Below are 12,030 nucleotides of genomic sequence, written 5' to 3' on the forward strand. Positions count from 1 at the left end.
GCTGAAAATAAACTACGTGTTTGCTTAACAAATATCGAAGGAGTTTTTTATGAAAGTGAATATACACCGGCTTTTGAAGGAAGCGAAGGACGCTGTTCCGCAGGCCGAGTGGATCGGATTACGGCGGGTTACCAACTATCTGACAGGGTTTTCCGCTATCGACGGTAAATTTGACGAGGCGGCCGGCGGCTCCGACGAGGGAGTTATGCTGGAGGTGCTGTACAAGGGAACGTTTAGCTACGCGGCGACTGCCGATCTGAGCAGCGGCGGTATCAAGCGCGCGGCGAAGCAGGCTTTTGCGGCAGCACAGGCAGCGCAGCCCTATGGCATCCACCGTTTTGACCAAACGATGCGACCCGCCGCACAGGTACGCTATGCCACAAAGCGTGAAAAATTAAGCGGGATTCCCGCTGCCGAAACGGTGGAGCTTTTGTGCAGTATCTGCGATGCCGCAAAGGTCTCTTCAAAGATTATTCAGACCGCTGCTTCCTGCGAAACGGGCATCTGCGAAACCGAAATGGTTTCTACCAACGGAGCCGACATCCGGCAAACCGTTCGGTTCGGCGGCATCAGCATGAACGCCGTTGCACGGGAAGGAGATATTATCCAGCAGCGAAGTGCGCACGGACGCTCTGCGCTCACTTATCAGGGCGGACGGGAACTGTTCAATCCTGTGGCGCTGCTTGAAAAGGCACGGAAGGCAGGCACGGAAGCCGTCGAGCTGTTGACTGCCGAGCCGTGCCCCAACGGTAAGCGGACACTCGTGCTGATGCCCGACCAGATGATGTTGCAAATCCATGAAAGCGTTGGGCACGCGCTGGAAATAGACCGCATCCTCGGCGACGAGCGCAACTATGCGGGCGGCAGTTTTATCACGCCGGAAGATATCGGCAGCTTTCGCTACGGTTCCCCGTTGATGAACGTCGCCTTCGACCCGACCATCGCGCAGGAGCTGGCAAGCTACGGGGCGGACGATATCGGCAACGCCGCGGTAAAAGAATACCTCATTAAAGACGGCATTTTGATACGGGCGCTCGGCAGCTTGGAAAGTCAGAAGCGGTCGGGACTCAGGGGCGTTGCAAACCAGCGCGCCTGTTCATGGAACCGTCCGCCCATCGATCGGATGGCAAACCTCAACCTCGAAGCGGGAACGAGCAGCTTCGATTCCATCATCGCCTCAATCGAAAACGGCATTCTGATGTTCTCCAACCGTTCATGGTCGATCGACGACTACCGCAATAAATTCCAATTCGGCTGCGAGTACGGCAAGCTGATCGAAAACGGCAAACTGACAAAAACCGTCCGCGACCCGAACTACCGCGGCATTTCGCGGTACTTTTGGAACAGCCTCTGCGCAGTCGGCGACGAAAGCACCTTCGAGGTGTTCGGTACCCCGAATTGCGGCAAGGGCGAGCCGAATCAGGTGATACGGGTAGGACACGCAAGTCCCGTATGCGCATTCAGCGATGTTGAAGTATTTGGAGGCGGAAAATGAGTTGTGATCAAGAAATGATGTGTGAAATGGATTCCGATTTTAAATGGCATTTTGAGTCTCTTGCAGACTTTTTCTTCGATGAGCTGTTACCCACGGAACAAGCGTCTCTAAGCTACGATGCGGAAGACACTTACTTCCTACGGATGAATCACGCCAAGGTGCGGCAAAACGGTTTTGTGAAGCAGGCGGCAATTTCGGTTACCCTCTATAAAAACAAGAAAACCTATCGCTTTGCACAAGGGTTGAGCGGACAGCTTGAGCAAGATAAGGAAACACTTGCCGCAGCGTTGGAGAATGCACGCAGTATTATCGCGCAGCTTCCCGAAGATCCCTATCAGTCTATTCCTACTGCAAGCGACGATTCCGAAACAATCTATGACGGTGCGTTGCTTCCGCAAGAGATGATAGAAAAGACGCTGCTTGAGCCTGTGTCGGATTTGGATTTTGCCGGGCTTTTTTCGCAAGGGATGATATGCCGCGGAGCTGCCAATACGGCCGGCGCACGGCACTGGTTCCAAACAAAGACCTTTACGCTCGACTATTCGATTTGGCTGAAAAACGGACGCGCGGTAAAAGGCTTGTACGCAGGGCGCGACTGGCAGCAGGCTGAATACGAAAAACGCATCGCCGATGCGCGGCAGAGTTTGCAGGTGCTTGCGCTTGAACCGAAAAAAATCGAGCCGGGTAAATACCGCGTTTTTATCGCTGCGGATGCGTTGGTTGATGTCGTAGAGTTTTTCTCGTGGAACGGATTCGGGGAGCGGGGAATGCAGCAGGGTGAAAGCGCCTATCTTGCATTAAAAGAAGGGCGGGAGCATTTTGCCGATTCCTTTAATTTGACGCAGGATTTTTCCATCGGTGTGGAACCGTCGTTTAATAGCGAAGGAGAATCCGCTCCCGAAAAATTGACTGTTATCGAAAAAGGAAAGCTCATTCATACCATCGTGAGTTCCCGCTCGGAAAAACAGTACGGTACAAAGGCAAACGGAGCCGATTCAAGTGAAGGATTCCGTTCCGCAACTATCGGGGCGGGGGCGCTCGCCGAAGCGGATGCGCTCAAAGAACTGGGAACCGGTATCTACATTTCGAACTTCCACTACCTTAACTGGAGCGATCCGGCGACTGCCCGCGTAACGGGGATGACCCGCTTTGCCTGCCTCTGGGTGGAAAACGGAAAAGTTACAGCCCCCATTGCGGATATGCGCTGGGATGAATCGCTGTACAATATGTTCGGCGCGAATCTCCTTGCGCTCACCAAAGAACGGAAGCTCTTTGTAGAAACAAGCACCTACGAAGAGCGCGCAGTAGGCGGCTGCCTCTTGCCCGGTATCTTGGTCAAGGATTTTAACTGTACGCTGTAGAAGTTGCCGTTTTGGTGAGCATTTTTTCGTGCATAAAGATCATCACAATTAAAATCACCGCCAAATAGAGCGGCATCAATGCGACACCGATATGATTTGCAACCGACCCGAAGATCGGCGGCATCAGACAGGTTCCGGCATACGCGGACGCCATCTGTACCCCGATCATCGCTTGAGACTTATCTTTTCCGAATTGTGCAGGTGTCGCATGGATAACAGCTCATGTGCCTGCTGGCATAATGCACTGCTACATAATTGTTGAGAGATGCATCAACACTTCCGGCACCGAGTCCGTATGGTATCGCCCACAGGCACAGTGTACTATAGGAATGACTGACCGGAAAACCGAAGAGGGCAATAGCTGTCAGTAAAACACTGAATGCCGTTACTTTTCCGGAGCCGAAAATCTTTGTCAACCGGTCGCTTTGGAGGCTGGAAACAATAGTCCCGCCTGCAATAATCATAAAAATAGCACCGGAATAAGACACGGGGACTGAAAGTTCCCGATACATCGCCGGCCATGCAGAACCTAACAGAGCATCCGGCAGTCCAAGACTGATAAACGCTGCGTAAATAATTGCGAGCAATATATGTATCATAATTTTTTCAGTATACTTCCTTGATCACTTCTTCCGCAATATCAGTATCGAACACGGAGGCATTTGCAGCCCTTTTAACACATCGGAATGATAGACGCGCCCATCCGTCAAGCTCTCATATTCACCCGCCGGGATGGTATGGAGCGAAACAAAGCCCTGAGCAAAATCGGAATTTACGATAATCAATATTTTTTCTTCATTATATTCGCGCCAAAAGCCGAATTGCCGGTTTGCAACAAACTCCTGCCGGTACGAACCGCGCTGTAAGGCGGGATGCTGTCCGCGTATCTTTGCAAATGTTGTAATCGAGGTGCGGATAAACCCTGCATCAAAACCGGGAGCGGTAAAATCCGGAAGTGCACCGAACGGCGGGAGCGGCGGACGCAGTTCATAATCGCAATTATGGCTCCGAACCCCTCTGATGCCGTACTCACTGCCGTAGTAAATGGACGGAATACCGGGAATGGTAAAAAGCAGTCCGTACAAAAGATGAATATGCTGCTCCGGCTTGTTGAGCGCACTAACCGCGCGGTTTACATCGTGGTTGTCCACAAAATTATACAATGCACTGTCCCTGTACATTCCTCTTTCGCTATTGTATTCCCTGTCCAAATTATACGAAAGCTCATACATATTCTGATCATTCAAACACGACCAGAGCGCTTTATACATTTGATAATTTGTTACCGAATCAAGCCTGCCGTTCCGCGTCCATTCGGCATAGTCGCCATGCACCACCTCACCCATCAGCCAAAAATCGGGCTTAATACTTCGGCAAAAAGCCCCCAACGCATCAAGGAAGTTTTTACTTAACACATCCGCCGCATCAAGCCTGAGTCCGTCTATCCCAAACTCTTCAATCCACATTTTTACCGCACCAAAAAGATACTCCCGCACTGCGCCGCTATCGCCATTCAGCTTGACCAAATCCTTGCAGCCGGCCCAGCCTTCATACTCAAAGCAATCCCCCTGCGCACTCCGCCGGGAAAAATCAAGATTGACATACCAATCCTTATAAGCGCTGCCGTATCCATGCCGCTGAATATCTTTAAACGCAAAAAAATCCCGCCCCGTATGATTAAACACCGCATCCAGCACCACCGCAAAGCCCTTTTCATGGCACAGACGGCAAAACTCCTTAAACCGCTCATTATTCCCCAGCCGGCGCTCCACATGATAATAATCCACCGTATCATACCCATGCGCCGTTGACTCAAACACCGGCCCAATCAGCAGCGCATTACACCCCAACGCCCTCATCTCATCCAACCGTCCCGCCAGTTTCTCAAAAAAATCCCCCGCCGGACACGCAAAGTCATTCCTCTTAGCGCAATTCCCCATCCCCAGCGCATAAATATGATAAAAAACCTTATCTGAAAAAACTTGAGACATAGACACCTCCGTCATTTGTTTTATTTTTTTTAGTTTTGGGCGGCTTTTTGCGATACAATCGCAAAAACCAAGGTTTAACTGCGGCTGCTGAAATGGCGCAGCCTTGTTAAACGCCGAGTTTCGGCACCGCCGAAACATCGCCTATTTACGTGTACGCTATCGCGTACCAATTCAGTAGTCTCCAAAATGAATATTTTGTTCGACTGCTGAATTTATAAGAAGCTTTCGGGGTTCCGCCTCTCGGCTCCATTCCTCCGGAACGGCTTCGCCGCCCCTACAATCCTTTCCGCAAGCCTTTTGAAAAGAGACGATGTAGATACAAGGAGCTAGCTGAAAATAAAGCGCAGGCGTATCTTTGATACGTTGAGCATTTATTTTCAGCGTACGACGCAGTAGATGCGTCGTATATTTTCAAAAGTCCCTTTCCGTAAGCCTTTTGAAAAAAGACGGTACAGATACAAGGAATTAGGCAAAAAAGTACCGGAGGCGTATCTTTGATACGTTGAGGACACTTTTTTGCCGTATGACGAAGTAGATGTGCCGTATATTTGCAAAAGGTTAAGCGACACCGTAGACAAAGCTATGTATAACGCGATAAATCGTTTGATCATCTCTAGGCAGTTTGTGCTGGACACACAGCAGTGCTACCGAAATGACATTATTGTGATACAGTATCGAATAGAGCTCTTCCTTCCCGCGCATATTGCCGAACTCGTTTGCGGATTTTATAAAAAATGCTGCAAATACCGAATCAAAGCGCTGTTTTAACGGCGCGTAGACAGCCTCGGTTTCCGCATTACCGGGTGCATTTAAGAGTACGCTGTGCAGATTAAAAAAATCCGGATACGCAAGAGCAAAATCGATTACTGCGGTCAGAATGCGTGTCAGGCTTTTAAGAAAATCGTGCTCGTACATCGCTGCATCACTCAAACGCTGCAGCAGCTCTGCTCCCTTGGAATCCGCTATTGCCTGCAAGAGTCCCTGCTTGCTTTTGAAAAAATAGTACAACGTCGGTTTTGTGATACCGGCGTTATCGCAAATTTCCTGTACCCCAACTCCCTCATACCCTTTTTGAGAAAAAAGACGTATTGCCGTGTTGAGAATTTCGTTTTTGCTGTTATCGTTTGTTGTTGTATCATCCATAACGTATACCAATCGGTATATTATATACCGATTGGTATACTGTGTGTCAAGTGTTTTATGTTATTGAGACTCACACACGCTCTTTTTTATGAATGGACAGGGGGTAATCGGTACGCTATAATAAAAAAATGATTGTAAGCAAAATCCCCGGCATTGAAGCTATTGCATTCGATATAGACGGCACGCTCTATCCTGCATGGAAGCTGACGCTGCGTGCCGTTCCGTTTTTTATCCGTCATATCCGTTTTATGAAAGCTTTTGGAAAAGTTCGTCATATTTTACACGGATACAGTTCATCTGATCCGGATAAAGTGCTGCCGGATTTTTTTAATGTGCAAAACGAATTGTTGGCAACTCATCTTAATATCTCCCCGCAAGAAGTAAGCGATTTTTTAGATAGAGAAATATATAGGGGGTGGAAAAAGAAATTTGTGCGTATCCGTCCGTATCCTTTTGCAAAAGAAGCGATCATACGATTAAAAGAGGCGGGATTTAAAATCGGTATTCTATCTGATTTTCCGCCCGAACAGAAAGGCTCCGTATGGGGCATTCTTCCGCTCTGCGATGTTGCATTGGACTCCGAAGCGCTCGGCGCTCTTAAACCTTCCCGAATCCCGTTTCTTAAACTTGCCGAAGCCTTGAACACGCCGTGCGAACGGATACTGTATGTTGGGAATAGTAAAGCCTATGATGTCGCAGGCGCTTCTTCAGTCGGTATGAAGACCGCTTATATCGAAAACCCGCTTGTTTCATTTTTTAGAAAAAAACCGCCGTATGCGGATATTTCCTTTTCAAACTATCGTCAATTCTTAAACTATGTGTTATAATAATATAATAAGTAGGATAATTTTAAAAACCGCTGTTTTTAGATGTGTCCGATCTATTCATTAAAACAGAATTTATTTTAAGTAAGGGTGGAACTTAGAATGTCAATGCAACTTTTGGCCTCCGCGATAACGCTTATGCTTTCTCTGATGCTGATTCTTTTTTTTCGGCAAATGGATAAAAACAGCCGTTCGATAGAAAAAGCAAAAAAATACGGCGACCGTGTTAAAGATGAAATAGAAGGGTTTGTTAAGGAACGGACGCAGAATTTGCGTGATGCGGCGATCGAGCTTGACGCAAAACTTTCGCAAGCCATTGCGGCTGTTAACCGGCTCGATTCCATATACAACGATTTTATGAAAAAATCCGATGTGTTGACTGCCCGTTCATCATCCATCGATGCAATAGAAAAAAATGTTGCGGGGGCGGAGGAAACTATTAAGACCGTTATGGATATGGCTGCTCTTGCGGAAAAAAATCTTGCGCGGGTCAGTCAGGAATCCGACTTTGTCGATTCGCTTGCAAAAAAAATTACGGATGCACGGAGCGAATTGAATCATATTTCAAAACTGATGCCCGAAATGCAGGATAGCTTTTATAAGCAGAATCGTGAACATCTCCAGATGCTTGAAGAACAGCTTACTGCGGGTTTCAATAATACTATTAGTGCTTTTGAAAACAGGGTTGCCGGCGCAGAGAAAAAAAGTGCGGAGTTGCTTGAGGTAACCTCAATCCAATTGAACGACCTTTATAAAAAGGCGTTTACGGAGGCGAGTAAAAAAGCGCAAAACCTTGGCGATGAATCTTTTGCTAAATTGCAGAACCAGATGGAAATGCAGATGCAGCATTATAAGTCGGTGCTTGATGACCGTTCCGCAGCGCTTGAGGCGGAGATTACCGCCGGTATGGCCGAAAATAAAGCGCTTGCTCAAAAGTTTAAACAGGATTGGCAAGAGGAAGCGGATAAGTTGGAAAGTTCACTACATTCAAAGTTCAGCGCTGCGGAGATTGCCTTTACACAGCGCATCACCAATCTTGAAAAGGGCTTGGAGAAAACCGAGGCGGATATGCAGAATACGAACCGGCAGCTTGATTCGCGGCTTACGGAATTTGAAACGGGATTAAATACCCGCCTCGAAAAAACGGCGGCAAAGGCAGCGCAAAGCCTGACCGCGCTGTCCCAATCGGCAGATACAAAGTTTGCCGAATATAAAAAGCAAGCGACCTACTATTACGAAAAATTTGATAAGTCCATTGCCGGTATCGATAAGCTTTCTGCCGAGATGGAAAAAGCGCAAGAATCGGTAAAAGACCGGCTTTTGCAAGACTTTGGAAAACATACCTATACCATGCAGGAAAAATACAACGGATTCGAAAAACATTTTTCCGAACGGGCGAATGCGCTTGCCGGTCGCTTGCAGGAGATAACCGAACAGCTAAATGTGCTGCGTGAAGAATCGCAAGCCGCGCTCTCCGAAAAGCTGCATACTTTTGAAACCGATTTTGCAAGCGAGTTGACCCGCCGCAGCGATGCACTCAGCGGAGACATCCAAAAGCTGCGGAATGATGTTACCGAACGACTTGCGCTGATGGGATCGGAAAGCGAGTCTGCTCGTAAGGATCTGGAAGATGCGTATAAACAGGATTTAAAAGCGCGGCTTGCGCAAACGGCGGAGGAATACAAGGGGCACTTTGCAAAATTCAAAGAAGACATTGCCGCAATCGAAGAGGGAATTGCCAAACGTATTACGGCAAGCGACGAAGCGCTGCTCGCCTATAACACTCAGTTTAAGAATATGATGGATCAGACAAAGGAAAAAGCTCAAACATATATGCGCAATGAGCTTTCCGGTCTCAAGCTTGAACTGCAAGAATCGATGCGGCAGCAAAGTGTTGAAGTTGAAAATGTTACAAAAGAGGTAAAAAACTGGCTTGATACGGTTAAACAAGAATCAGGCGGGCAGCTCGACGCAGCAAAAACCGATTTTGAAACATGGAAGGCGCGTATCGATCAACAACTGGCAGAGATGCGGACTACGGTAGATGAAAAGGTTGCTAATTTTACCGCATCGACGGAACGGGCTATCGAAGGCATCGGTTCAAAATATACCTCATACTATAAAGATTTCAGCGTGAAAAGCGATGAAGCGCTTAAACTGATGCAGCAGAGAATCAATGATCTGAGCGCAAAGGTTCAGAGCGCCGAAGAAGAATTTTCTGCACAGGTGCGCAGCGTTACCGAAACCTTTACGCGCGATGCCGAACAGCTTACCAACGAGCTGGATAAACGGATCAACAACGCGACGGGAGAAGCAAGTCATTCGCTTGACAACATCAGGGAGCTGGTACACGGCCTGCGCAGTGAAGTGGAAGAAACGCAGCATGATTTATTCGAAAAGATACGGCGCGATTCCGAGCAGCTGACCGAAACCGTAGAAGAAATCGATAAGCGGCAAAACGCCTTTATTACGCAGACGCGCGTATTTGACCGTGCAGACGAATTGAAGGCTGATTTGGAACAGAACATCGAAAAGCTGAAGGCGGAGGTTACCCGCTTTGAAATCTACCGCAATACAATGGATGATCTGAATCTGAAATACGAAAAGGTAACTCATCTTGAAGAGGAAGCAACACAGAAAATCGCGCGATTTATGGGTGAGCGTAAAAATATTGAAATTTTGGAAAACGATTTTGCAAAACTGAGTGTGCTGTCTGAGTCGATGGATAAAAAGCTTGTTGAGCTTGCTTCGGCTGATGATGAATTACAGCGCTATCAGGTACAGATTCGGCGTATTGAAGAAAGCATTGCCGATGTAAATACCCGCTATGACCGCTTGGAGAAAAAAGGTACCGTGCTCGACCAAACGGTACAGAGCATCGATGCCGCCTTTGAAGATTTAAAGACGGTTGAAAAAGATATTAAGGCGGTACAGAGTAAGCTCTACACCATTCCGCCCGAACTGCAGGATATTCAAGAAAAGATGGAGTATCTTATTTCCAATCAGGAAAAAGCGGAGAAGGCGCGGGAGCAGCTTGATACCATCGATGAATTGCTTGGAGAGCTTGAGGGGCGCATTGAAAAACTGCACAATGCCCGTGAATGGCTTGCCGGTACTGAAACGCGCTTACAAGATATATCGAAGAATTCCGAAAATCAGTTGAAACTGTTGGCGGATTTGGTTAAGACCGAAAAACCGGTCAACAAAACGGAGGGAGCAACGACAGTCGGTACCCGTGAGAATGTGTTAAAGCTCTTTAGAAGCGGATGGACGCAGGACGCTATTGCCAATGCCCTCAATCTATCGCAAGGAGAAGTGCAGCTCATCCTAGAGCTTGCCGAAAAATAAGCTGACGCCGCGCCGCTTAAATACTGCATTTGTTTTCTCCCTCATTCTACCGGTGAGCAGCTTTAAAAATACCGTTAGCTTTTAGAGCTGGTATGGGAGTAGAGAGCTAGCGAGAGAGAAGACAGGTGCACCACACGGCGGCGGCCGTACCGCTGCCGATAATGCCGACCCCTTCGCCGGTTTTTGCTTTGACAAAAATTTGATCGATTTCTACCGATAGAATTTCCGCAATAGACCGGCGGATTGCCTCGCGGTACGGCAGAATTTTCGGCTTTTGGATCGCAATAACGCAATCGGCGTTTTCAAGCTGCCAGCCTGCTGTCAGGATCCGTTCCCACACCGTTTTTAGGAGCATCCGGGAGTCGGCATTCTTCCACTGCGGATCATTCGGCGGGAAAAGCTCGCCGATGTCGCCAAGACAAGCAGCTCCGAGCAAGGAATCCGCAAGCGCATGGAGTAGTACATCCCCGTCCGAATGCCCCGCTTCCCCTTTTTCAAAAGGAATATGAACCCCGCCTAAGATTAACGGTCTGCCTTCAACAAGGGTGTGGAGGTCATAACCTAAGCCAATTCGTATCATAGTGTTTTCCTTAAAGGTCTTCGCGATAAGTGATTTTCTTGTTTTCCCGTGATCCGGGGCAGATGTAAACAGTTCCGCAGTATCGTGCGTAGATCTCGCTGTCGTCGGTGTAGGTTTTGCCGTCATTGCAGGCTTGGCGGTGGGCGTAGAGCAACGATTCAAAGCGGAACCCTTGCGGTGTTTGTACAGCGGCGAGCCGGTCTCTTCTAAGATGCCGGATAATCTTTCCCGTTTCGTCCACTTCTTTTTGTGTATCCGTTACGGGTATGGCAGGGACTGCCGCTCCGTATTGTTCGGTTGCCATCAATACTGAAGTAATCACTTCGCCGGAAACCCATGGCCGCGCTCCGTCGTGTACCAGTATACAGGTTATGTTTTTATCCGCAAGCGTTAACAGCCCCCTGTACACCGACTCCTGCCGGCTTGCTCCCCCTTCAACGATATGGAGATTACCTTGATGTGTATCGAAAAAGGAGGAGAGCCGTATATCTGTAGCAAGCAGTGAATAGGCAGTTTCAACTTTACCCTGCGGCACAGTTATGACATAACGGCTAAAAAATCCTGCCGATGTAAAAGCATAGAGACAGGCAGACAGTACCGATGTATGCGTATCGGAATGTAAGGAAAGAAATTCTTTTTTTTCTCCGAACCGTTGGGAACTTCCGGCAGCTGTAATCAGAACGGCATTATTCGTCGTCATCGAAGTCGTCTTCGTCGTTCATATCGTTCATACCGTCGTCAAATATATCTTCATCGATTGAGTCTTGTTTCCCGGCAGGAGCGTTTTTACTTAAAACCTCCAGATATGAATGGATCATCGCTTCGATTTCCTGTTTCGGTTTTTGTAGTGCATAAGAAAGCTCGTCGTAAAAGATGCGATATGCAGAATCGTATAATTTACGTTCTTGAATAGGAAGTTCTTTGATTTTACTGCGATGGTAGAGCGAGCGGACGATGGAGGCATTGTCTAAAATGCTCCCCGTTTTGAATAAATCGAGGTTCATTTGGTACCGCATCTTCCAATCGCTTGGGATGGGATCAAACTTTTCGGATAAAAAGGCGAGCGCAGCTTGCGCTTCATCGGCGGAAACGATTGTTCTAATACCTAGTTCAGCCGCCTTAAGAGCAGGTACAAGAACCGTCATGTCGGATTCATCAAAGTAAATGACGTAATACGTCAGCATTTCGTCTTTGAATTTTCTTTCACTTATTTCGACGATTTCTCCGACACCTTGACCGGGATAGACAACCCGTTCTTTCACTGTAAATGAACATTCAGTCATATGTT

The 12,030-nt window shown here is 47.9% G+C and carries 11 protein-coding genes; 4 read left to right on the forward strand and 7 right to left on the reverse strand.

All coding sequences use genetic code 11. The features are described 5' to 3' along the window. Positions 1–49: 49 nt before the first annotated feature. Positions 50–1,495: a TldD/PmbA family protein gene (locus E4N69_RS02140; RefSeq protein WP_253824342.1), complete on the forward strand. Its 1,446-nt coding sequence runs from the start codon at positions 50–52 to the stop codon at positions 1,493–1,495. Continuing rightward, on the forward strand, positions 1,492–2,856 hold the full coding sequence (locus E4N69_RS02145) for a TldD/PmbA family protein (RefSeq protein ID WP_253824343.1): 1,365 nt from the start codon (positions 1,492–1,494) through the stop codon (positions 2,854–2,856). Before E4N69_RS02140 ends, E4N69_RS02145 begins: the two co-directional genes overlap by 4 nt. Here E4N69_RS02145 and E4N69_RS02150 read toward each other — a convergent pair. The 4 genes from E4N69_RS02150 to E4N69_RS02165 all read right to left on the reverse strand — a co-directional run bounded on the left by E4N69_RS02150 (position 2,840) and on the right by E4N69_RS02165 (position 5,990). Then, on the reverse strand, positions 2,840–3,025 hold the full coding sequence (locus E4N69_RS02150; RefSeq protein ID WP_253824344.1) for a hypothetical protein: 186 nt from the start codon (positions 3,023–3,025) through the stop codon (positions 2,840–2,842). The two genes, E4N69_RS02145 and E4N69_RS02150, sit on opposite strands and share 17 nt — an antisense overlap. Positions 3,026–3,035: 10 nt before the next feature. Beyond that, entirely contained in the window at positions 3,036–3,455 is a 420-nt protein-coding gene (locus E4N69_RS02155; RefSeq protein ID WP_253824345.1) for an MFS transporter, read from the reverse strand. A 24-nt stretch (positions 3,456–3,479) separates the two neighbouring features. Further along, positions 3,480–4,847: an alpha-amylase family glycosyl hydrolase gene (locus tag E4N69_RS02160; protein WP_253824346.1), complete on the reverse strand. Its 1,368-nt coding sequence runs from the start codon at positions 4,845–4,847 to the stop codon at positions 3,480–3,482. Between the two features lie 558 nt (positions 4,848–5,405). Then, on the reverse strand, positions 5,406–5,990 hold the full coding sequence (locus E4N69_RS02165; protein WP_253824347.1) for a TetR/AcrR family transcriptional regulator: 585 nt from the start codon (positions 5,988–5,990) through the stop codon (positions 5,406–5,408). A gap of 128 nt (positions 5,991–6,118) precedes the next feature. On the opposite strand from E4N69_RS02165, the gene E4N69_RS02170 reads away from it, so the two are divergent. Beyond that, positions 6,119–6,817: an HAD family hydrolase gene (locus E4N69_RS02170; protein ID WP_206182417.1), complete on the forward strand. Its 699-nt coding sequence runs from the start codon at positions 6,119–6,121 to the stop codon at positions 6,815–6,817. A gap of 99 nt (positions 6,818–6,916) precedes the next feature. Continuing rightward, entirely contained in the window at positions 6,917–10,162 is a 3,246-nt protein-coding gene (locus tag E4N69_RS02175) for a SpiroCoCo family coiled-coil protein (RefSeq protein WP_253824348.1), read from the forward strand. A gap of 106 nt (positions 10,163–10,268) precedes the next feature. Here E4N69_RS02175 and ispF read toward each other — a convergent pair whose 3' ends face one another. From ispF to E4N69_RS02190, 3 genes are read right to left on the reverse strand one after another with little or no spacing between them, the layout of a single operon-like run. Next, positions 10,269–10,742 (reverse strand): 2-C-methyl-D-erythritol 2,4-cyclodiphosphate synthase, encoded by a 474-nt coding sequence (gene ispF, locus E4N69_RS02180; protein ID WP_212565469.1) that lies wholly within the window; start codon positions 10,740–10,742, stop codon positions 10,269–10,271. Between the two features lie 10 nt (positions 10,743–10,752). Beyond that, on the reverse strand, positions 10,753–11,442 hold the full coding sequence (locus tag E4N69_RS02185) for an IspD/TarI family cytidylyltransferase (protein WP_253715015.1): 690 nt from the start codon (positions 11,440–11,442) through the stop codon (positions 10,753–10,755). Then, the gene (locus E4N69_RS02190) at positions 11,429–12,025 is read right to left on the reverse strand and encodes a CarD family transcriptional regulator (RefSeq protein WP_162662327.1); all 597 of its coding nucleotides are present in this window, start codon (positions 12,023–12,025) and stop codon (positions 11,429–11,431) included. Before E4N69_RS02190 ends, E4N69_RS02185 begins: the two co-directional genes overlap by 14 nt. Between the last annotated feature and the right edge of the window lie 5 nt (positions 12,026–12,030).

Origin of the sequence: Treponema sp. OMZ 906 (assembly GCF_024181185.1) — a bacterium.
Lineage (GTDB): Bacteria > Spirochaetota > Spirochaetia > Treponematales > Treponemataceae > Treponema.

What these genes read in the sequence shown, in the direction of transcription:
- E4N69_RS02160 (WP_253824346.1), bottom strand. Translation starts at nt 4,847, where the DNA reads ATGTCTCAAGTTTTTTCAGATAAGGTTTTTTATCATATTTATGCGCTG.
- E4N69_RS02155 (WP_253824345.1), bottom strand. Translation starts at nt 3,455, where the DNA reads ATGATACATATATTGCTCGCAATTATTTACGCAGCGTTTATCAGTCTT.
- E4N69_RS02145 (WP_253824343.1), top strand. Translation starts at nt 1,492, where the DNA reads ATGAGTTGTGATCAAGAAATGATGTGTGAAATGGATTCCGATTTTAAA.
- E4N69_RS02150 (WP_253824344.1), bottom strand. Translation starts at nt 3,025, where the DNA reads ATGATCGGGGTACAGATGGCGTCCGCGTATGCCGGAACCTGTCTGATG.
- ispF (WP_212565469.1), bottom strand. Translation starts at nt 10,742, where the DNA reads ATGATACGAATTGGCTTAGGTTATGACCTCCACACCCTTGTTGAAGGC.
- E4N69_RS02170 (WP_206182417.1), top strand. Translation starts at nt 6,119, where the DNA reads ATGATTGTAAGCAAAATCCCCGGCATTGAAGCTATTGCATTCGATATA.
- E4N69_RS02165 (WP_253824347.1), bottom strand. Translation starts at nt 5,990, where the DNA reads ATGGATGATACAACAACAAACGATAACAGCAAAAACGAAATTCTCAAC.
- E4N69_RS02190 (WP_162662327.1), bottom strand. Translation starts at nt 12,025, where the DNA reads ATGACTGAATGTTCATTTACAGTGAAAGAACGGGTTGTCTATCCCGGT.
- E4N69_RS02140 (WP_253824342.1), top strand. Translation starts at nt 50, where the DNA reads ATGAAAGTGAATATACACCGGCTTTTGAAGGAAGCGAAGGACGCTGTT.
- E4N69_RS02175 (WP_253824348.1), top strand. Translation starts at nt 6,917, where the DNA reads ATGTCAATGCAACTTTTGGCCTCCGCGATAACGCTTATGCTTTCTCTG.
- E4N69_RS02185 (WP_253715015.1), bottom strand. Translation starts at nt 11,442, where the DNA reads ATGACGACGAATAATGCCGTTCTGATTACAGCTGCCGGAAGTTCCCAA.